This is a genomic window from Rhodococcus sp. BP22 (assembly GCF_014281965.1).
Classification (GTDB): Bacteria; Actinomycetota; Actinomycetes; order Mycobacteriales; family Mycobacteriaceae; genus Rhodococcoides.
In genome coordinates, this window is sequence record NZ_JACFTB010000002.1 from 443,313 (window position 1) to 462,645 (window position 19,333).

Annotated in this window: 19 protein-coding genes; 6 read left to right on the plus strand and 13 right to left on the minus strand. The window is 62.5% G+C overall.

Features of this window, described 5'->3' with window-relative positions; all coding sequences use genetic code 11:
- Window positions 1-70: 70 nt before the first annotated feature.
- The 3 genes from H2510_RS20630 to H2510_RS06515 are packed head-to-tail and all read left to right on the plus strand — an operon-like array spanning window position 71 to window position 2,436.
- Window positions 71-844 (plus strand): hypothetical protein, encoded by a 774-nt coding sequence (locus H2510_RS20630; RefSeq protein WP_222438358.1) that lies wholly within the window; start codon window positions 71-73, stop codon window positions 842-844.
- A gap of 18 nt (window positions 845-862) precedes the next feature.
- Entirely contained in the window at window positions 863-2,074 is a 1,212-nt protein-coding gene (locus H2510_RS06510; RefSeq protein ID WP_186627495.1) for a hypothetical protein, read from the plus strand.
- Window positions 2,071-2,436, plus strand: a complete 366-nt coding sequence (locus tag H2510_RS06515; RefSeq protein ID WP_186627496.1) for a hypothetical protein — start codon at window positions 2,071-2,073, stop codon at window positions 2,434-2,436. The genes H2510_RS06510 and H2510_RS06515 overlap by 4 nt, the downstream gene beginning before the upstream one ends.
- Window positions 2,437-2,450: 14 nt before the next feature.
- On the opposite strand, the gene H2510_RS06520 is transcribed toward H2510_RS06515, so the two are convergent.
- Together H2510_RS06520 and H2510_RS06525 are read right to left on the minus strand one after the other, a co-directional pair.
- Complete coding sequence (locus tag H2510_RS06520) at window positions 2,451-3,200, minus strand: MerR family transcriptional regulator (RefSeq protein ID WP_186627661.1); 750 nt, start codon at window positions 3,198-3,200, stop codon at window positions 2,451-2,453.
- 60 nt (window positions 3,201-3,260) lie between these two features.
- Window positions 3,261-4,466, minus strand: a complete 1,206-nt coding sequence (locus H2510_RS06525) for a lipase family protein (RefSeq protein WP_186627497.1) — start codon at window positions 4,464-4,466, stop codon at window positions 3,261-3,263.
- Window positions 4,467-4,711: 245 nt separating this feature from the next.
- Here H2510_RS06525 and H2510_RS06530 point away from each other — a divergent pair, with 245 nt between their 5' ends.
- Window positions 4,712-6,265 carry a succinic semialdehyde dehydrogenase gene (locus H2510_RS06530; protein WP_186627498.1) on the plus strand — a complete coding sequence of 518 codons (1,554 nt, stop codon included), beginning with the start codon at window positions 4,712-4,714 and terminating at the stop codon, window positions 6,263-6,265.
- 166 nt (window positions 6,266-6,431) lie between these two features.
- On the opposite strand, the gene H2510_RS06535 is transcribed toward H2510_RS06530, so the two are convergent.
- Together H2510_RS06535 and H2510_RS06540 are read right to left on the minus strand one after the other, a co-directional pair.
- On the minus strand, window positions 6,432-8,345 hold the full coding sequence (locus H2510_RS06535; protein WP_186627662.1) for an MDR family MFS transporter: 1,914 nt from the start codon (window positions 8,343-8,345) through the stop codon (window positions 6,432-6,434).
- A gap of 58 nt (window positions 8,346-8,403) precedes the next feature.
- On the minus strand, window positions 8,404-8,886 hold the full coding sequence (locus H2510_RS06540; protein ID WP_186627499.1) for a MarR family winged helix-turn-helix transcriptional regulator: 483 nt from the start codon (window positions 8,884-8,886) through the stop codon (window positions 8,404-8,406).
- 261 nt (window positions 8,887-9,147) lie between these two features.
- On the opposite strand from H2510_RS06540, the gene H2510_RS06545 reads away from it, so the two are divergent.
- Together H2510_RS06545 and H2510_RS06550 are read left to right on the plus strand one after the other, a co-directional pair.
- Entirely contained in the window at window positions 9,148-10,260 is a 1,113-nt protein-coding gene (locus H2510_RS06545) for a GGDEF domain-containing protein (protein WP_186627500.1), read from the plus strand.
- Window positions 10,261-10,288: 28 nt separating this feature from the next.
- Entirely contained in the window at window positions 10,289-10,885 is a 597-nt protein-coding gene (locus H2510_RS06550; RefSeq protein WP_186627501.1) for a hypothetical protein, read from the plus strand.
- Here H2510_RS06550 and H2510_RS06555 read toward each other — a convergent pair whose 3' ends face one another.
- The 9 genes from H2510_RS06555 to H2510_RS06595 form a co-directional block, all read right to left on the minus strand.
- Window positions 10,886-11,758: a universal stress protein gene (locus H2510_RS06555; RefSeq protein WP_186627502.1), complete on the minus strand. Its 873-nt coding sequence runs from the start codon at window positions 11,756-11,758 to the stop codon at window positions 10,886-10,888. It abuts the gene before it with no gap.
- 280 nt (window positions 11,759-12,038) lie between these two features.
- The gene (locus tag H2510_RS06560; RefSeq protein WP_186627503.1) at window positions 12,039-13,088 is read right to left on the minus strand and encodes an ABC transporter ATP-binding protein; all 1,050 of its coding nucleotides are present in this window, start codon (window positions 13,086-13,088) and stop codon (window positions 12,039-12,041) included.
- 16 nt (window positions 13,089-13,104) lie between these two features.
- Window positions 13,105-14,730, minus strand: coding sequence for an iron ABC transporter permease (locus H2510_RS06565; RefSeq protein ID WP_186627504.1), 1,626 nt, complete (start codon window positions 14,728-14,730; stop codon window positions 13,105-13,107).
- Entirely contained in the window at window positions 14,720-15,742 is a 1,023-nt protein-coding gene (locus H2510_RS06570) for an ABC transporter substrate-binding protein (protein WP_222438359.1), read from the minus strand. Before H2510_RS06570 ends, H2510_RS06565 begins: the two co-directional genes overlap by 11 nt.
- Window positions 15,743-15,860: 118 nt before the next feature.
- Window positions 15,861-16,787, minus strand: a complete 927-nt coding sequence (locus H2510_RS06575; protein ID WP_315901264.1) for a CopD family protein — start codon at window positions 16,785-16,787, stop codon at window positions 15,861-15,863.
- Window positions 16,788-16,792: 5 nt separating this feature from the next.
- Window positions 16,793-17,365, minus strand: a complete 573-nt coding sequence (locus H2510_RS06580; protein WP_186627505.1) for a copper resistance CopC family protein — start codon at window positions 17,363-17,365, stop codon at window positions 16,793-16,795.
- Complete coding sequence (locus H2510_RS06585; protein ID WP_186627506.1) at window positions 17,362-18,036, minus strand: YcnI family protein; 675 nt, start codon at window positions 18,034-18,036, stop codon at window positions 17,362-17,364. The genes H2510_RS06580 and H2510_RS06585 overlap by 4 nt, the downstream gene beginning before the upstream one ends.
- Before the next feature lie 48 nt (window positions 18,037-18,084).
- Complete coding sequence (locus H2510_RS06590; RefSeq protein WP_186627507.1) at window positions 18,085-18,603, minus strand: hypothetical protein; 519 nt, start codon at window positions 18,601-18,603, stop codon at window positions 18,085-18,087.
- A gap of 21 nt (window positions 18,604-18,624) precedes the next feature.
- Complete coding sequence (locus H2510_RS06595) at window positions 18,625-19,275, minus strand: DUF6474 family protein (RefSeq protein ID WP_186627508.1); 651 nt, start codon at window positions 19,273-19,275, stop codon at window positions 18,625-18,627.
- Window positions 19,276-19,333: the final 58 nt, after the last annotated feature.

Sequence of the window (19,333 nt, forward strand, 5' to 3'; positions counted from 1 at the left end):
TGTACGCCACTGCGACCAGGGAACGACGGTAGGTCGTGTTAGTTTGTGGCGTCTTCGGGGGGAGTTGTACTTGAGCTTGAAAATGCGGCTTTTTCGTATCGCGGTGTTGCTGGGGCTGTTCGTCCTGGCGGGTATTCTGTTGCCCAAGATGGGGCCCGATACTCCTGATAGGTACGAAGGTGTCGCTGCTCCGGTCACGAGTGTTGCTGCGCCGAAAACCTCTTCGTCGCCGACCAGTACGGTCGCAGGTCCGCCACCGGGGTTCCCGTCGATGGAATATGCGCCGCCGGAGATCGAAGTTCCCGAAGGTGATCCGATACCGATTGACACCAAGTACGGCCTCAGCTACACGGTGCCGGGAGATTGGCGGTTCCATCGCGGTGGAGTGAGGGGATGGGCGGCTGGGGAAGAATCGGTCAGGTTCGGCGACATCGCCGATTACGGTTACGACTACTGTCCAGAACACCGCGACGGGGCAACGAAAGCAGACACCGGAATTACGGGCCGCCACGGAGTCGACGTTTCGGCAGCAGCATTCGACGTCAGCCGTTCAGCTGAGCTGATTTTTCGAAACGAACCGAATGATGCTGTGAAGATCGAATACTCGGCTCCAATCGAGTTCGAGGTCGATGGTGCACCTGCGGTTCGCTACACCGCGAAGGCATCGAACCTCGCTCGTGAGTTCGACTGCGATCCGATCGCGGCGTCGCTCGATATTGTTGCAACTCAGGGTTATTCGAATGCGACCGTTGCCGTGTTCATGATCGTTTCGTATGAGCAGCTCGACGGATCGCTCTCACGGAACAAGATCGACCAGATTGTGTCTACGCTACGTCGCACGTGAGCAACGAGGAATTTTCCAATGGAGAAGTTCAAAGCATTTCCAGATGAGGTCTCAGGACTCGGCCGGGCGGTGTCCGAAATCGGACTTCAGACGCTGACGTCGTACAAGTATTTCAACGAGCACGCTGGTCCCGCCGGTGCGTATCAGGGCGAGATTTTCGGGTCTCTTCTCGATCCATTGGACGATATTCGGAACGCGTGGCGAAACAGACACGTCCATCTGGCGGCGAATTGCACCGAGTTGGGCGACAAGCTGAACATCGCGGCCTGGCTGTATGCGGATCAGGAGAAGAACAACTACGAGGCGCTGAATGCACACACGCAGCTCCTCCCCTTTCCGCACCCTGAAAGAGACCGGGGTGATTCGAAACGGCCTGCGGTCGGTGCCGCGGAGCTTTTCGGCGATCCCGCGGACTACGGACATCCTGAAGGAATCGACTACCCACCGCCGGAAAGCCTTCCGGACGATCTGGCCGCAGTAATCGCCGATGCTGCTGGATGGCTCGGTGACATCGATGACGCAATCGAAGCGATGATCGGACAAAGTCCGCTTCGGCAACTCGTCGAGCCCGTCGGTGGCAACTGGAACGACTTGTTGCGATTGGGCTGGACCTATCGAATCGCGGGTGAAGCGATGGAAAAGGGTGGAGACGCACTCGCCCAGGGAACTGCACGTGTCGATGAGTTCTGGGACGGAATGGCGGCCGTTGCTTACAGCGAATACGCGACAAAGCAAGTTGCCGCGATGCAGTGGGAGGGGGCGTGTGGCCGTGTCATTCAAGCTGTCGCCGAACGCGCGGCAGAAGAAATCAGCAACTCGATCCGCGTACTGGTGACAAAGGTCCGCGAGATGATCGAGCAAGAATTCGACTTGACCAGCGGGGCAAGGGTAGTCGACTTTTTGTCGAAGAAGATTCCCTTTGCGGGGGCCGCGTATCAGTTGTGGAGAATCTGGGAGATTCTGCGGACCGGCTACGACCTGGGCATGAAACTCGTCGACTCCATCCGTACGATCACTGACGCGTTCAAGGAATTTCTGTCGCTCGTAACCAGTCCGACTGGGTACATGAACGAGCAGTTCGAACAGAAGCTGGCGCCCATCACGGAAAAAATCGAAGATGCAAAGCTTTTGCTGGACATCAAGAACACTGCCGATGCGAGCCCGGTGTACGAAGTGCCGAAGGATCCGTATTCGCTCGGTACAGGTGACGAACCGTGGGCAGACGCATGATCGAACCCGATGATCCTGTTCTGCGACAAGCGCTGCGGAAGATGTCCGACGCATTGGATCGAATGGCTCAGACGCGCGCCCAGGTCGAATCCGCTCCGCTGCCGTTGTTCGACCAACCGCGATTGGTCACCGGTTCGATGATGTACGACATTGCATCACTACCCGGTGCCTCCGCGGAACTGAGGGCGTACGCGGCGCGCGTAGGGGCGGGCGAGTGCAGATGGGACGAGATCGAAACACTGTCGCTCCCCGTACCTCCGGAAGTCGAAGAGCTGAAACGCGATCCGCTGTTGATTTGGTTCTCGCCTCCACCCGCACTGCCACCCGACGACGACAAGCCATATACGATCCCGTGGCGTTGACTTCGGTGAATCTTCTATTGCCCCTCGGCGTTGCCGACGATCACGTCACGCAGATACTGAGCCAGCCCCGGGGCGATGGCGTCGTAATGTTTGGTGAATCTTTCGTCCGTCAAGTACATTTCGGCAAGATTGACCTGCATTTCGTAGCTGCAGTCGTAGAAGCGCGCGATGCTGGCGCGGTGCCGCTCTGCCAGTACATTGGCGTCCGTCGATCCCGGTGCGGTACCGGCCGCGAGGGCCGCCGCAAGATCGAGCTCCATTGCGTCGGTCTCGTCCTTGATCAGCTTCCAATCGTCCTTGGTGAAGTGCGCGGTACGTGACTGGGACTGCTTCCACTGCTCCGTTTCTCCCCAGCGTTCCTCGGCTTCGGCGGCGTATTCGTCACCGAGCCAGTCGTCGCCGAAAACCTCGCGCTGCTCCTGCGGTGTCAATTGAATTCCCACTTTCTTCGCCTCCATCATTTTGTCCACGGCTGCAGCCATCTCGTGCAAGCGTTCGATCCGCTGGTCCAGCAACGTGCGCTGACGGCGTAAATGTGCCATCGCGTCGACCGTCGGATCGTCCAGAAGGGTGGCTATGTTCTCGAGCGTGAACCCGAGTTCGCGATAGGTCAGCACCTGATGAAGCCGTTCCACGTCTTCCGCCGAGTAGCTGCGATAGCCCTTGGTCGTACGTCCGGAGGGCACCACCAACGAAATCTCGTCGTAGTGGTGCAGTGCCCGAACACTGATCCCGACCAGGCGGGCGACCTCGCCCACCTTCATGCCTTCTGAATCGCTCACAAAGGACACCGTGCAGCCTTCCGTGGCGTGAGGGTCAAGTACTCAGCGAATCACTCTTTCGCATCCACCGGTCGGAACGCCCGCCAAACGCTGCGAGATCCAGTCGAATGCGCCTGGCCGTCCGCTACCCTCGGCTGCCGAGTGATCGCCGGGGATCTCCTCGAGATGCACCGACGCGCCTGCCGCGCACCACTGGTCCTGGACGGCTTCCGCGCCCTCCTTGGGGATCAAATCGTCCTGCAGGCCCTGATAGATGTATGTGGGCGCCTCGGGCGCGATCTGGCCCATGCGATTCTCCTCGATCACTGTGCGAGTAATCGGATGGTCGAACACGTCGGGGACGTTGGACAAGTTCTGCTGGTCGAACAGCAGCAATCCGCTGTAGGACAGCACATCGACGCACTGGTCTTTCTGCACCAGTGCCAATCGCTTGCCGTCGTCGTTGGCCAGCGTGCGCATCTCCGGGTACTCCCTGGACAACCCGATCGTCGCCGCGGTGAACAGGCCGGACCCGATCCCGCCGTTGAGCGAACGCTGCAGAATCTTGTAGTCGGTCGGCGGCCCGCCGAATGCGACGCCGACGATATCGAGCTCCGGCGCGTACTTCGGCGCCAACTGAGCTGCCCACCCCGACGCTATTGCCCCACCCGAGTAGCCGGTGATGGCGACCGGAGCATCGGCGTCGACGCCAACACTGTGCGATGCGCGGAGGCCGTCGAGCACCGTGCGGCCGGCGACGAGTCCGGCGGAGTAGGCCTGCCGCGGACCCTGATAGTCGGTGACCACGACGGCATAGTTGCGCGCGAGTAGCTCTTGAATTCGATCGAGCTCCTTGTTCGTACCCCGCGGGAGCGTGTAGGAGGGTGCGCACGCATTGCCGAGCGAATCGGTCGCCTCGTTGTATGCGACGACTGGACGCGGGCCGTCACCGGTCCATGGGCCGTCCGGGACGATGACCGTCGTGGCAGCTGCGATGGGATTGTTCTTCGAGTCGGTGGATCGGAACAGTACTTGCGTTGACGTCGTACCTGGTTGCACTGCAACATTTCTGGTGCTCAGGACTGCTCCAGGCTCGCTGGTGTCGTACCCGGCGGGCGGGGTGAACCATGGATCTTCGAGCGGCGTCGGCAAGTATGCGGACGGATCGGCAGGGGGAGCGATGATGTCTCCGACGGGATCTGCTGTTGCCATCGGTGTGAAAGCGAGCATCAGTGCTGCTGCGCCTGTCAGAACGAATGTCCTACGCATGAAGTCCCCACCCTGATCGTCTTCGAGCGCCCCGACGCCTAGGAAAGACCGATCCCCATGGTGCCATACCTCGCGGCGCAACCCCCGAGGGTGAGCATGGTGTTCCACTTGCGCGCATTGTGAGTGGGATCCCATCCCCGCAGGCAACAACTGGTACACCGTGGCCACTGCCCTAGGTATTCCGAGCCACCGACCAGGTACGTTAGGTGTAACTCCAAGAACTACTCACCAGTAGGGGTAACGATATGCCAGCTCCGTCCACTGCGACCTTCTCCAGGCTCGCTGAACTCATCGCAATCCCCAATGCCGCCGACCGCCCGACGAAGTCGATCACCGAGGTGTTCACGGGTAAGGAACTGGCGACCATTCCGGTCGGTACCGCCGCCGACGCCACCGACGCCATCGCGCGGGCTCGCATCGCGCAGAAGGCGTGGGCGAAACGCCCGGTGTCCGAGCGAGCCGAAATCTTCCACAGGTACCGCGACCTGGTGTTGGCGCATCGTGACGAGCTGATGGACATGGCTCAGGCCGAGACCGGTAAGTCCCGTGCCGCCGCTCAAGAAGAAGTGCTGGACATCGCGATGACCGCGCGGCACTACGCCCGTGTGGCAGCCAAGCTCCTGGCGCCCAAGCGCGTCACCGGCATGCTTCCTGTGCTGACGAAGACCACCGTCCATTACCAGCCCAAGGGCATCGTCGGCGTCATCTCGCCGTGGAACTACCCGATGACTCTTGCGGTGTCCGATGCCATCGCGGCCCTGCTGGCAGGCAACGGCGTCGTACTCAAGCCCGACTCCCAGACGCCCTACTGCGCTCTTGCTGTCGTCGAACTGCTCTACAAGGCCGGCCTGCCGCGTGACCTGCTCGCCGTTGTTCCCGGGCCCGGCTCCGTCGTCGGTACCGCCCTTGTCGAGAACACCGAGTACCTCATGTTCACCGGATCCAGCGCGACGGGCAAATTGCTTGCCGAGCAGGCGGGGCGTCGACTCATCGGCTTCTCCGCCGAACTCGGTGGCAAGAACGCCATGATCGTCGCCCAGGGCGCCAACCTTCGGACCGTGTCCGACGCGGCAGTACGCGCCTGCTTCTCCAACTCGGGCCAGCTGTGTATTGCTATCGAACGGATCTACGTCGAGAAGTCGATCGCCGATGAGTTCACCGCCACGTTCGGTGAGCGCGTCCGCAACATGTCACTCGGCGCCGACTACGAGTTCGGTATCGAGATGGGGAGCCTCGTTTCCAAGGATCAGATCGAGACCGTCTCGGCCCACGTCGACGATGCCAAGACCAAGGGCGCCAAGGTGATTGCCGGCGGCAAGGCGCGACCCGATGTCGGACCGCTGTTCTACGAGCCCACCGTACTCACCGGCGTCACCGAGGACATGGAGTGCGCCGCGAACGAAACTTTCGGGCCGCTCGTGTCCATCTACCCCGTCGCCGACGTCGAGGAAGCCATTGCCAAGGCCAACGACACCGAATACGGCCTGAACGGCAGTGTGTGGGCCAAGACCAAGGCGCAGGGCGAAGCGATCGCTGTGCGCCTGCACTCGGGAACTGTCAATGTCGACGAAGGTTACGCCCCGGCTTGGGGATCGACTGGCGCCCCGATGGGTGGCATGGGAGTCTCCGGCGTGGGCCGTCGTCATGGACCGGAAGGGCTGCTCAAGTACACCGAGTCTCAGACCGTCGCGACGACGCGGCTGCTCAACCTCGGTGGGCCGCGCGGGATTTCCCCGAAGCTCTGGGCGAAGATCATGCCTCCGTTCGTGAAGGCTCTGCAGTACATCCCGGGTCGGTAGTACTTTCTGCTGACCTCGCACCCTTTTTGTGAACCGTGCACCCCCGCTCGGACGCGAATGTGGCGCGCAGGTCGGTAAAAAGGGTGCGAGGTTCGGGCGGGAATCCTGATGCGGAACAAGGAAGGGCCCCACACCATTCGGTGTGGGGCCCTTCCTTGTTCGTGGACTAGTCGGCGCGGTAGCCGTTCGACTCCGAACTCACGTAATTCAGGTGAGGGTCCGGAATGTGACTGTCACCGAGAACTCGTGCAATCTGGTCCTCGCTGAGTCCGAGGCGCCGGAGCCGCTCGCACACTGCATCGAAATCGAGCATCTTGGCATCGAGTTCCTGTTGCAGGGTAACGACCTGAGCGCGGATGGCCTCGGCCTCGTCGAGCGCTTCGAGAGTGCCCTTGGGCTCGGGGAGCAGCAGGGTGAGCAGACGATCGCGGGCGTCGACGCTCAGACCGGCGAACGGTACCGATCCTGTCGGCGCCTCGTGGCGGCCGCTGACATCGCGTTCGTCGATCTCCGGTGCCAAGTATTCGCGAGCAGTACCGAAGGACGGGATCTCGGCGGGCTGCTCACCGGGCTCAGGAGCCTGTGCGATGTCGATCGTCTGACGTAGTGGACGGTTCGGGATCAGCAGGACTGCGATCAACGTGACGATGGCAACGAATCCGGCGATGAGGAAGATGCGTCCTGTCGCGTCACCGTAGGCGGTACGAATGACCAATGCGACCGGTGGTGGCAGCACGTCGAGATCCAACGATGATCCGCCGCCGCCCGAGGTGTCGACCCCCAGTTCGGCCAGACCTGTTGCGGACTTCTCCGCGACGCGGGTCGCCAGCAGAGATCCGAGAACGGAGACGCCGATTGCGCCACCGAAGGTACGGAAGAACGCGACGGTCGAGGATGCCGCGCCTACATCGTGCACGCTGACCGTGTTCTGAACGGCGAGAACGAGGTTCTGCATCAGCATGCCGGTACCGAGGCCGACGATGACGGTGAACCCACTGACTGTCCACAGGCTGGTTTGATGGTCGATCGTGCCGAGGAGAACGAATCCGATGACCAGCAATACCGCACCGGTGGTGATGAACGGCTTCCACTTCCCGAACTTGGTGATCAACTGTCCGGATCCGACGGAGGCGACGAGCGTACCGAACACCATTGGAATGGAGAGCAATCCGGCATCGGTGGGGGAGTAACCGCGTGCGGTCTGGAAGTACTGTCCGAGGAACGTGGTCGCTCCGAAGAGGCCGACACCGACTGCAATGGACGCGATAATTGCCAGCCCGGTGGTGCGCTCGGTAACGATTTTGAGCGGGATGATCGGTGACGAGTGTCGTGATTCGACGATAACTGTCAACACGAGGAGTAGCAGGCCACCGCCGACGAGCATTGCGGTCTCACGCGAGAACCAGGCGTAGTAGTCGGCCTTGCCGGCGAACGAAACCCAGATCAGGAGAACGGATACACCCGCTGTGAGGAGGAGTGCGCCGAGCCAGTCGATGGCAACGTTCTGCTTACGGACGGTCTGAACGTGCAGTGTCCGCTGTACCAAGATGAGGGCTATGACGGCCAAAGGCACGCAGACGAAGAAGCACCAGCGCCAGCCGAGGGGGCTGTCGACGATGACGCCGCCCAGGATCGGACCACCGGACATGGACACAGCCATGACAGCACCGGTGTAGCCGGAGTAGCGGCCACGGTCACGCGGAGAGACGATGGTTCCGATGATGGCGATGACGAGTGCTGTCAACCCGCCCATGCCGATGCCCTGAACTACACGGGCAGCCAGCAATACCGGAACATTGTGCGCGAAGCCGGCCAGGATCGAGCCGAGGACGAAGACGACGATCGCCGATTGGACGAGCACCTTCTTGTTGAAGAGGTCGGCGAGCTTACCCCAGATGGGGGTCGAGGCGGCATTGGCAAGGAGCGTGGACGTTATAACCCATGCGTACGCAGTCTGTGAACCTTCGAGGTCACTGATGATAGTGGGCAGTGCAGTCGCGACGATGGTCGTACTCAGCAGTGCGGTGAACAACGCGGCAAGAAGGCCGATGAGGGCCTCGAGGATCTGCCGGTGGGTCATCGCGTCCGGATCTGCCACTGCCTTTGCTGGCGGAGCGTCGGTACCTGTGGTCATAGGGTCATCTCGCAATCAATTTCAAGTGCGCTACGTCGTGCTGAGCGAGCGCGTCTTCGGTAAATGTGTTGTTGAGTCGGCGGACCGATTGGAGTGCGTCGAGTGCTTGGTCCTCACTCCAATCGCACAGCAACTCCCGTAGTTGCCGGGCGCGGCGGTTCCAGATCGCCGTCAACTTCTGCTGACCTTCTGCCGAAACACAGACGCGGGAGGCGCGTTTGTCGTCGGGGTCGGGTTTCCTGTCGACAAGGCCCAATTCGACGAGGTCTGCGATCTGTCGGCTGAGGGCCGACTGACTGACGCACACTTTGTTGGCGAGGTCGGTCTGCCGGCACTCACCCTCTGTCGCGAGGATTGTCAGTACGCCGGTCAACGCTTGCGGTAGAGGCGAGCTGTCGTCACCGGCGGTCACGGCACGTCGCAGAGAGCGAGCGAAGCGGAAAACCTCTTCGACAAGCGATTCTGCTGTGGTGGTTGCTACTGCCATGAGTGCTCCAACGGTCAATGTAAATTACTTGCTGTACGCAACCATATAGATACATAGCTGAGGTAAACAACTATTTTGGCAATCTTGTTCGTCACAGCGCCGCGATCATGTCTGGTTGCGCACCCGATCGGCTGGCCTCGCTACCGAACCGTTCGTCCTTGTCTCTGTCACAATGGGGTACGTTGCTGCGGACGAGGGGGTCGGCCCACACATTTCGGGCTGTAGTAACAGAACCCTCTCGTACGAAAGGCTCTTCCGAGTATGTCCGCGTTCACACGATGGTGGTCTCAACCCGCCGACCCCACCTGGACCGTCGCCTATCGGCGCTCCAGTCCGCTTCTGCGGCACGCTCGCTTCGCGTTGGGAACCTGGTGCTGGCTGTACGCCGTGTTGTGCGCTTTGATGACTTTCACTCCAGCAGGAGTGCCCGACGGGTTCGGACAGGTTCTGGCCTGGGGGCTTGCGGCCATCGGGGTAGTGCTCGGCGCGTTGTGGATGCGCGGGCCGTGGCCTACCGAAAACTACTCACGTGTGTTCGTCGCCGTGATCGAAATCGGCATTGCCGCAGCGTTGCTGATGCTCGCCGATTCGTTCGTTGCGTTGCCCTGCGCCGCAGGGCTAGCGGTGAACGGCACATATATAGCGGTCTTTCATGGCCCCAAGATGATAGTCGTCCACCAGGCCTGGGCTGCCGTGATAGTCGGTGTCCTGTTCGTGTGTGCGCTGGCAGAGCCAGGAGGAGACGTCGTCGTTGCGTGCGCATATCTGGTTCTGTTGATCTTGTTGTTGTTCTCTGCGCCCATGTTCTCTTATGTCCTGTTGCTGATGCTGCGCCGGGACGCATCGGCGGCACTCTTCGATCCATTGACCGGGCTTCACAACAGGCGAGGGCTCGCCGCTGCGATCACCGAGATCGGCGATCGGGTGGGGGTGGTGACGGTGATGGTCATCGATCTCGACGACTTCAAAGCCGTCAACGATCGACATGGCCATGCTCACGGTGACGCCGTGCTGCGCGCCGTCGCGAATGCGATTTACGCGGCGTTCGGACCTCCGGCTGTCACGGCCCGCACCGGTGGTGAGGAATTCGCGGTGGTCACTTCCATCGACCCGGCCGCCGCCATCGCGCAGGCCGACGAGTTGCAGGCGCGCTTGGCCCCAGAATTGGATCCTGGAGTTACCGTGAGTATCGGAGTCGCGCACACCGACGCGTCTGATCTCCTCGCCACGTTCGACGCGGTCTACGCCCGCGCGGACACCGCGATGTATGCAGCCAAACATGCAGGTGGCGACACTCTCTACTACCCCCACGAGTGTGAGTACGCGTCGGATGCCAGGAAGCTGACGACCGAAGCACGGAGCCCCGAAGAGTGATGGCGCGAACTCGAGGCATGATCAGTGCGTGGGCGGACTTCAGAACAACGATCTCGAGCAGTTCCTGAGGGAGCGCCTCGCATCTGCCCACGCGGCATTGGAGAACATCGACGAGGCCCGCTTCATGGCCGATCCCACCGCCGCCATCGACCATGTATGTACCGAGTTCGCTCTCGAACCACTGGGCGTACCCCGTCGCAGTGAGCTCTCCGAATCCCGACCGGGCGACGCCGTCGTCCAGACTGCCGACGGCGAATCCCACCACCGACCCCGGGTGGTCGTCGACATCGCTGTCACCGGCCCGCACTTTCTGTGGAACTATCGCCCCGCGGACTCACCGCCGTTTCATGCGAGTGTTCACGGCGCCCTCTCGCACCATCTTTTCCGTGCCGGGCCGCTGTTCGTGCTGACGATCTCGGGCGATCATCTCCGCGGTGACGACGTCGACGCCACCATCACCGCGACCCTGACGCAACTGACGACATTGGCCGATCGCATCAACACTGCGACCGGCCGCTGGCACATCGATTTACGCGCCCACCTCGACGCCTCTGCTCGACAACGACAGGCCGGCCGCGACTCTCGTCAAGAGTTTCTCGAGCACCTTCGTCGCCAACACTTGTAGTCAGTGCCGGACGATCATGACCGGCACTTCGGCGGTATGCACGATCGCGCGGCTGGTCGAACCCAACAACATGCCCATGTATCCACCCCGCCCGCGGCTACCGACCACGATCAACGACGCTTGGTCGGCGTGCTCGAGCAGAGAGTTCACCGGGCGGTCCTTCGACACGACCGAACGTACCTTCACATCCGGATACCGGTCGGCGTAGCCGGCGAGTTGTTCGGACAGCACCGCGCGCTCCGCCTCTTCGATCGACACCCAGTCGTCCTCGAACCACGACGCCAACAGCACATCCGAAAAGGCATGCACCGCAATCAAGTCCACTGAACGCAATGCCGCTTCCTCGAACGCGGCCGCCACTGCCGGGACACTGTTGTCGGTGCCATCGACTCCGACCACTACCGGGCCTTCGCTGGCGTTCGACTGCGGCTTGCCACCATGGATGACCACCACCGGACACCCCGCATGCCCGATCAGCGCCGAGCTCACCGAGCCGGCCAACCCCGCGGTCAGCTCCCCGAGCCCACGTGTACCCGTGACCATCATTGCGGCCTGCTTCGAGAACGCCAGCAACTCCGCCGCCGGCATTCCGGTGACTGCCTTCGTTTCGATCTCCAGCGCGTCGTCGCCGAGTTCTGCGCGCACCCGTGCGACTGCCTCCTGCAACACGTTTGTCGTCAGCTGGCGTTGGTCATCGTAGAACTCCTGCGGCAACGGCACCAGAACACTCAGAACACCAGGCGAGACCGGCGTGACCGACACCAGAAGTAGCGGCAAGCCACGGCGTTTCGCGGCGTTCGCTGCCCACACCGCCGCGTCCAGCGAGGCAGGTGACCCGTCGACTCCAGCAACCACAGGCAACACAGTGTTCATAAAATTTCGCTCCTTCATAGCTTCACTCGGCGCCGCGTCCCAGTCCCCGACTGGACCAGGATCCGCCGACACCGCCGGCCCTCGAGCCCCGGACTATCGGGCCCGTCGGACACTTCGAGCCTAGCCCGTCAGTTGCGCTCCAGGGCTGCGACCACGCAGCTATGTGAGCAACGGAACCGGCGAGAATACCGGTGCTGGAAACCTTTTCGCGCAGGGGGACAGCCGGATTCCGATATTCGACTCGAAAGCCGAGCAACGGAACGGCAAGGGCCGTGTGCGTCTACCGGGCCGGATCGAAAATGCCCCGCCGCGCAGTCATGGTGACCGCGTCGCCGACAGCAGGCCGACGTCCGTAGACGGAGCAGCGAAACGACACCCCGTGAGACTCGACGACGACATCGCTGCGCTCACGCCCGAACAACGAGGACGTCACGACGCCGGTTGCGCAGTCGTGAGAAGACGCGGTGCTGAGTTCGATATCCGACGGCAGGATGGCCAGCGTGCCCCTTCCTGCGGTGACCCCATCGATGAGGTCGGAGGACACTTCGATCGGATGATTGTCGGCGTGAAATCGACCGCCGTCGATACTGCCTGCGATCAGGTTGGCGTCGGAGAGAAATTGCGCGACAAAGGCCGACGAGGGGCGTTCCACGACCTCCTTCGGTGTCCCGATCTGCGCGACGGCACCGCCGTCGAGAATCACGACACGGTCGGCGAGCGCCAGTGCCTCGGTCCGGTCGTGGGTCACATGGACAACTGTGAGCCCCGCTGCCTTCGTCAGCGCCCGCAGTTCGAGGCGCAGCCGATCACGCAAGGGTTCGTCCAGTGCGGACAGCGCCTCGTCGAGCAGGAGGGCGCGTGGCGACCGGACAAGTGCTCTCGCCAGCGCGACGCGTTGTCTTTGACCGCCGGACAACGTCGCCGGGTCGCGGTCTTGGAGGCCAGGCAGTCCAACCAGTTCCAACACCTCCGCAACGCGCTTCGACCGTTCGCCTCGTGGGATTCTCGCCAGCTCGAGGGGGTAAGAAACATTTTTGCCGACGTTCCGGTGCGGCCACAGTGCATGCTGTTGGAACACCATGCCGAGACCGCGGTCCTCCGGCGCAACCGTCCGTCCCGCCCCGGCGACGACATCGCCGGCGATAGATACGGTTCCCGACGTCGGCTCGAGAAAACCTGCAATTGTGCGCAGCAACGTTGTCTTCCCGGAGCCCGACGGCCCGACCAGCGCCAAGAATTCACCGTCGGCGATCTCGAGGTCGACGTTCTGCAGGCCGGTGTTGCCACCGGGGTAGTCGAGGTGGACGGCATGCAGTTCGATGGCGGACATTCTTGCGCTTCTTTCGTCAGGAACGGTTTCGTGCGCCCGCGACCAGACCGAGGCCTGCCATACCGACGAGTGCGACGAGGAGGGAGAGTGCAGCGGCCGCGTTGTAGTCCCCTGCCTGCTGCAGGTTGAAAATGGATACACCGAGCGTCTGTGTGCCGGGGGCGACCAGTAGAACCGACATCGTGAGCTCGCGAACCGCGGTCAGTGCTACGAGCACAGCACCGGTGATCGCTGCTGGAACGGCCATCTTCCAGGACACGTCGTACAAGGCGCGCAGTGGTGATGCACCAGAAGAGCGAGCGACCTCCTCCAGGGCATTCGGCGTCGCGCGCAACGGAGCCCTGACGGCCTGCACGACGATGGCGAGGAACGCCATGACATAGGCACAGAGGATGACCCAGCGAGTGTCGAACAACCCGGTGTACCGCCCGACGATCAACCAACCGACGGCGATGACGAGACCGGGAATGGCCTGGGGTACCAGTGCGACCAGGTCGAGGCCGGTGTTGTCGCGAGAACGGGTCCGTGTGGTGAGTACACCGAGTGTCAACCCCACGAACCCGCATATCAGGGCCGCTCCTAGTGCAAGAATGACCGAATTCTGCAGTCCCACAATGGTACCCGGAGCAGTGACAGCGGCGGTGATGCTGTCCAAGGTCAGGTTGCCGAGGGTGAACGGTACTCCCGGTGCCGGAAGTAGCGCCTGTGATGCCAGGGCGAGAATTGGCAGCAGCGTCACGGAAAGAGTGAAAACCCACACGAGCATTGCAACTGGAATTCTGCTGGTGCCCAGGGGAAGTAACCGCGCACTGGTGCTCGGGCCGTCGACCTGAGGGCTGCGACTCGCCAGGAGTCGGTCGACGGCCACTGCGGCAACGGCAAGCACGAGCAACGCGATGCCGATGGCAGAGACCACTTCGAGAGGCTTTGCGACGGTGCCGGATTGAATGAATCGATACACCATCGTCGAGAGAGTCACGTACCGCTCGGGTAGGCCGACCAGTGCGGGAATCCCGAAATCCGCCAAATTCGACACCGCAACCAGCGTGAACGACGCCACCGACGCAGTCCTGAGCAGAGGCAGGGTGACATCACGCATCGCGCGCCATGGTGATGCGCCCGCGATGCGCGCGGCCTGTTCGAGATCCCCGGGAATGCGGGAAAGTGCAGCAGAGACGATCAAGTATGCCAGTGGGTAGGAGTGAATTGTCAGCAAGAAGATGACCCCGTCGCCGCCGTAGATGTTCCACAGCGGCGCCCCTACATGCTCGGTGAAGTACTTGTTGATCATCCCACTCGGTCCGAGCAGGCCTGTCCACGCGATGGCACCTACGAACGGCGGAATCAGCAATGGACTCAACAAGATCAACCGAGCAGCACTGCGTCCGGGAAGATCCGTGCGGTCGAGCACAAGTGCCATGACGATTGCAATCACCACTGCCATCGCGGCGGAGGCCCCTGCTGACACCAGGCTGTTGACAGTCGCGTCGACGATCCCGGCGTCGAGTAGCTCACCGATATGGTTGCCGCCCAGACCGATCGAAATCACCGCACCGATGGGCACGATGATCACCGCACCGACGACCAACCACAGGGAAACCCGTACGACGGTCAGGCCGCCCCGGGTGAACCTAACCGACAAGCTCGCCGAACCTCTTCACGGCGGCAGGCTGAAAGACGGCGATCTCGGCAAGATCAGGATTGAGCAGCTGCAGATCTGCGAGAGCCGGTGCACCCTCGGGCGTCCCAACATCGTCGCGCACGGGCAGATACTGCTGATCGACGGCTATTTCCTGCCCACGCTTGCCGACGAGAAAATCTACGTACTTCTTCGCGGCTTCGGGGTTGGCCGAGTCCTTGAAAATGCCTGCGGGCTGCGAAATGTACGGGACACCGTCGGTCGGGTATTCGAGCGCGATGGGTGAACCCTTTGCGGCGAGTTCACGCACCAGATAGTCGACGACGATACCGACGGGCCGCGTGCCGGCGGCAACGGATTGTCCGACTGGCCCGTTGCTTTCCGCGACTACTGGTTCGTTGGCCGCGAGAGCCTCGAGCCAGGGCTCGCCCAATGCCTCTTCGCTGAGCCACACTGCGGTGTTGAACGCTGCCGCACCCGACACTTCCGGATTCGGGAGAGTTATCTGGCCCTTGTACTTCGCGTCGGCGAGATCCTTCCATGATGTGGGCGGATCGGTGACGGCGGCGGTGTTGTATGCGATGACCGTCGGGATGATCCGGGTGCCGACGTAGTACCCCTCGGGGTCGACGACATCTTGATTCAACTTGTCGACGCCGGCGGGAGTGTATTGCAGCAGCAGGTTCTCGTCCTTGTATCTCTCGAATGTCGGTGCGTCCGCGGCGAGCAGAACATCGGCTCCGATCGTGCCGGTCTCGAGTTCGGCGGCTATGCGGGCGTTGAGATCACCGGTGCCTGCGCGGAAGACCTGGACGTCGATGCCGGGATTGACGGCCATGAACTCGGCATTGAGGGCATCGATCTTCGCCTGCGGCTCGGAAGTGTAGACAGTCAGTGTGCCGCTACCCGTTTCGGCGGTGGTCTCGGGTGCGGCTGGTTCGGAGCAGGCTGCCAGGGCAGCGACGAGAGCGAGAGAGGCAACTACGCCCACTGCGGGGCGACGGAAGGTAATCAACGTGAGTGCTCCTTGAGCGACCGAAGGAACTGCGATCGTCGCCCAGGCAAACTACAAGCAGTGGCCTCTTCGGTGCACGAGCGGTAGCGTGGCGGTGAACGTCAGTTCGCGAGCCTCGTCATGCCGTCGTGGCAAGACCCGCCGCGAGACCGAACGCAACCGTGATGACGCATACGTGCACTGCCGCCCGGACGACCGACTCATCTGCCTTCGTTCGATGCGCTGCGGCAGACACGAGCCAAGTCAACCGAAGCCGACGCGCGAGCACTACGAGAAGAATCAGGACGACGGTCTTCGCCAACACGATTCGGCCGTAACCGGTGTCCAACAGGGCGCCGAACCCGCCGATCTTGACCGCTGCATTCACCGTCCCACTCACCGCCAATATCCACACCGACCACCAGGCGAGCCGCGAGTAGATCGGAAGCGTCGTCGCCCATGCGCCCTTCGCCCGAAGAGTCAACGCCATTGCTGCCAGAACCCCGAGCCACACCGCAGCAGCGACCGTGTGCACTGCGGCGAACAATCCGCCGAACAACTGTTGCGACATATGACCGGTGATCGGCCGAGCAACGAGCGCGATGACGGTGAACACCACGATAGGTATCGGGGGTACATCACTCCCGCGTCGATAGGCGAGCAGCGCGTAACCGGACACGATCGCGGTGCACAACACCGTCACGACGCCAAGACGACCGACGGTGATGTCGGTGAGATAAGTACCGAACTGCGCCATCGGAAGCCTGGTAACGCCGCCGCCGAAAGACTCGGCAGCGGCATCGACCAACAGTGCGACTTCGGCGACGGTCCACAAACCCCCGACGGCAGCGACCTGCCGCCATACCGTCGGCCTGCTGCGCACTGGGAACAGTTCGGTGCGCAGCAGCGCGAGACCCAGCGCAGTGGCTCCGAGGCAATCGGCGAGCACCCGGACCACCGCCGACGGATCCGGGCCCTCGGGACGGGCGAGCAACCAGGCTGCACCCACCCCGAGGATCCCCGACACCGCCGCCGCGAACATCCACCTTCGGTGGAACTCGCGCACTATGCTCAGCTGCTTTCCTTGGGCTTCCGCTCGTCCTTGGGCTTCCGCTCGTCCTTGGGCTTCCGCTCGTCCTTGGGCTTACGCAGTGCGTAGGCGAGAGCACCGCCGAACACCAGCCCACCGACAATCAAGAACGGCCACAGCGGAACCCCGCCGGACTCCGAAGATGCATCGGCACCCGCATCGGCGTCCGCGGCCGCACCAGGCGTGCCTGATCCCTGTTGGGTGAGGGTGAACGTACGCGTCCCACTGATGGGATGACCATCGGCCGAGGTAACCCGGTATGCCACCGTGTACTGGCCTACCGGACCGAGCTCACCGACGTCGACGACGATGCTTTGCGCCTCGATCCGCGGATCACCCTTGGACCACAAGTTGCCGTCGGGTCCAACCACATTGAGCGTCGCGAACTGGGACTGCGGCGCCTCGTTGAAGGTGACGGACACCTGAGCAGGTCCTGATGCGATGTCGGCACCTTCCTCAGGGCTCGACCCGGTGACGATCGAATGCGCCGACGCGATCGGAGCGCCGAGAATCAGTGCCGACACTGCGAGTAAGGCAACGACGAGCTTCCTCATGACCGGCGTCCCCGCACTGCTGCACCGATTCCGAGCGCCGCGCCGAGCGCACCGAGAACGAGTGCGACACCTGCCAGCCAACGGGCCGTGTTGTCCGACTCCGATTCGGTGCTCGCTTCTGCGGTGTCCGAGTTGGTCTCCGCCGCGCTTGCCTGCCCGTGCCCGTCGCCGGAAGCACCTGCGGCCGCGAGAGTCACCGACGGTACCGGATAGTCGGGCTCACTGCCGTCGGCAGCAGGCTCCTCGTTCCAGGCGACGACCTTGCCGTCGTTGTAGGTCTGCGTTGCTGGGAAACTGACCGTCTCCTCTTCCGGCAGTGGGCCCGCGGAAAGTAGGAACTGCTGAAATTGTCCCGGACCGATCTCGGATCCGGGGCCTGCCGTCCAGGTCACCGCAGTAGCGAGACCTTCGGGGTTCTTGTCGACGGTCGACGTCCATCCCGGAATGGGCTGTGTGCGTGCCGAGTTCAGACCCGGCAGTTCCACCTTCACCGACGTCGTTGCGGCAGTGTCGGATTCGGTCGGTACACGGAACGTCAGAACGGTGTACCCGCCCTGCTCGGCGCCCGGCGCAACAACCGAGACGTGCGCCGAAGCCGCGCCTGTCCCGACTACCAGTGCCAACGAAGCGGCGCCTGCAATGATCGAGGCACGACGAATGAAGCTGTTCATGAAGGATTCCTTTTCGAACGGGTGTGTGGGCCTAACTCTTCGACTCGCTTACCGCTGCGAATCGGGTGGCCCACGCCTCGAGATCGACGTCGTGAATCGGTGTTGCGGAGACAGCATGAAGCCGACCGCGCCGACGTGCCCACCGGCTGACGCGTCGGGAAGGGGTAGCGGTGGGTCGAGAACCGCGCGCACGATCGAGGTGATCGGTCCGTACAACCGCTCGGCAGTGCAAACGAGAACTGCCGCAACGGTCGAGGCCGCGAGGTGGAAGACAAGCATCGACGCACTCGGGAGAACCGAGTGGCTGTGCGTCATCTCCTGCTGGCTTCCGGCCGAGAGCGCCAAGTGAGCGGCGAATTGCCCGATCATCAGCCCACCGAGAAGACGGACCATTCCCGGCGCGGGCATCGTCGCGAGCGCACCCACACCCACACCGACGACCAACAGGAACATCAATGCCGACCCGCTCGGATAACCACCGCCTGCGCTGCCGTGGGCCGCGACGGCGAGTGTGACCGTCAGGGCACCGACAGCTCCGCCGCGGAGTGAGGCTGCCGGTGTGGTCATCAGGATCGGTGAGTTCGGGCGCTACCGGACGCCGAGTCGGGCGAGCAGGTCCGCTTCGATGCCGTCGAGTTCGGCCGAGATCGCGTTGTGGGCAGCTTTGCGACGCGGTGCCGGCATCTGCTCGGACGTGCGTACAGCGGTGCCGAGGTCGGTGAGTCGCTGGGAGATGGCGTCGGCGAACTTGGTCGTCTCGGCATCACCGGAGCCGGAGGTGACCTTCTCCAGCGACTTCTCGGCACCGGCGATACGGGCGCTGAGCTTGGCACCGTAACCGGTGTACTGGCCGAGCTCGGCAGGGTTGATGCCGAGCTGCGAGGCTTTGCGTTCGTCGAGCTTGCCGCGCACAAGCGCTGCACCTCGGTAGACGATGGGCGTCAGTACCGGAATGAGCACCCGCGCAATACCGATGTACTTGCGGACTTGAGCAGCCGAGAACTTGCCCTGCATCGCAGCCTTCTGCTGCGCCTTCAGGGCCGCAACCTGAGCCTTCTCGACGTTCTTCGACGACTTGGCCTCCACCGCGCTCAGCTTGCCCTGTGCCTTCGCGATCGACTTCAGCTGCTTGCGTTCGTTCTTGGCGCCGAACTTCGCTTCCAACGTCGCTTTGTGCTTAAGAGCCTTGGCTTCGGCCTTACGAGTGGCACGACCCTTGCGCTTACGAAACAAACCCATCGACAAGGCCCCTTACGTCAACTTCGGCGGTTCGGCGCGGCGCGCGCACAATTGCTTG

What these genes read in the sequence shown, in the direction of transcription:
- H2510_RS06535 (WP_186627662.1), bottom strand. Translation starts at nt 8,345, where the DNA reads ATGACCCACCGGCAGATCCTCGAGGCCCTCATCGGCCTTCTTGCCGCG.
- H2510_RS06530 (WP_186627498.1), top strand. Translation starts at nt 4,712, where the DNA reads ATGCCAGCTCCGTCCACTGCGACCTTCTCCAGGCTCGCTGAACTCATC.
- H2510_RS06595 (WP_186627508.1), bottom strand. Translation starts at nt 19,275, where the DNA reads ATGGGTTTGTTTCGTAAGCGCAAGGGTCGTGCCACTCGTAAGGCCGAA.
- H2510_RS06510 (WP_186627495.1), top strand. Translation starts at nt 863, where the DNA reads ATGGAGAAGTTCAAAGCATTTCCAGATGAGGTCTCAGGACTCGGCCGG.
- H2510_RS06515 (WP_186627496.1), top strand. Translation starts at nt 2,071, where the DNA reads ATGATCGAACCCGATGATCCTGTTCTGCGACAAGCGCTGCGGAAGATG.
- H2510_RS06590 (WP_186627507.1), bottom strand. Translation starts at nt 18,603, where the DNA reads ATGACCACACCGGCAGCCTCACTCCGCGGCGGAGCTGTCGGTGCCCTG.
- H2510_RS06525 (WP_186627497.1), bottom strand. Translation starts at nt 4,466, where the DNA reads ATGCGTAGGACATTCGTTCTGACAGGCGCAGCAGCACTGATGCTCGCT.
- H2510_RS06545 (WP_186627500.1), top strand. Translation starts at nt 9,148, where the DNA reads ATGTCCGCGTTCACACGATGGTGGTCTCAACCCGCCGACCCCACCTGG.
- H2510_RS06580 (WP_186627505.1), bottom strand. Translation starts at nt 17,365, where the DNA reads ATGAGGAAGCTCGTCGTTGCCTTACTCGCAGTGTCGGCACTGATTCTC.
- H2510_RS06540 (WP_186627499.1), bottom strand. Translation starts at nt 8,886, where the DNA reads ATGGCAGTAGCAACCACCACAGCAGAATCGCTTGTCGAAGAGGTTTTC.
- H2510_RS06555 (WP_186627502.1), bottom strand. Translation starts at nt 11,758, where the DNA reads ATGAACACTGTGTTGCCTGTGGTTGCTGGAGTCGACGGGTCACCTGCC.
- H2510_RS06560 (WP_186627503.1), bottom strand. Translation starts at nt 13,088, where the DNA reads ATGTCCGCCATCGAACTGCATGCCGTCCACCTCGACTACCCCGGTGGC.
- H2510_RS06585 (WP_186627506.1), bottom strand. Translation starts at nt 18,036, where the DNA reads ATGAACAGCTTCATTCGTCGTGCCTCGATCATTGCAGGCGCCGCTTCG.
- H2510_RS06520 (WP_186627661.1), bottom strand. Translation starts at nt 3,200, where the DNA reads ATGAAGGTGGGCGAGGTCGCCCGCCTGGTCGGGATCAGTGTTCGGGCA.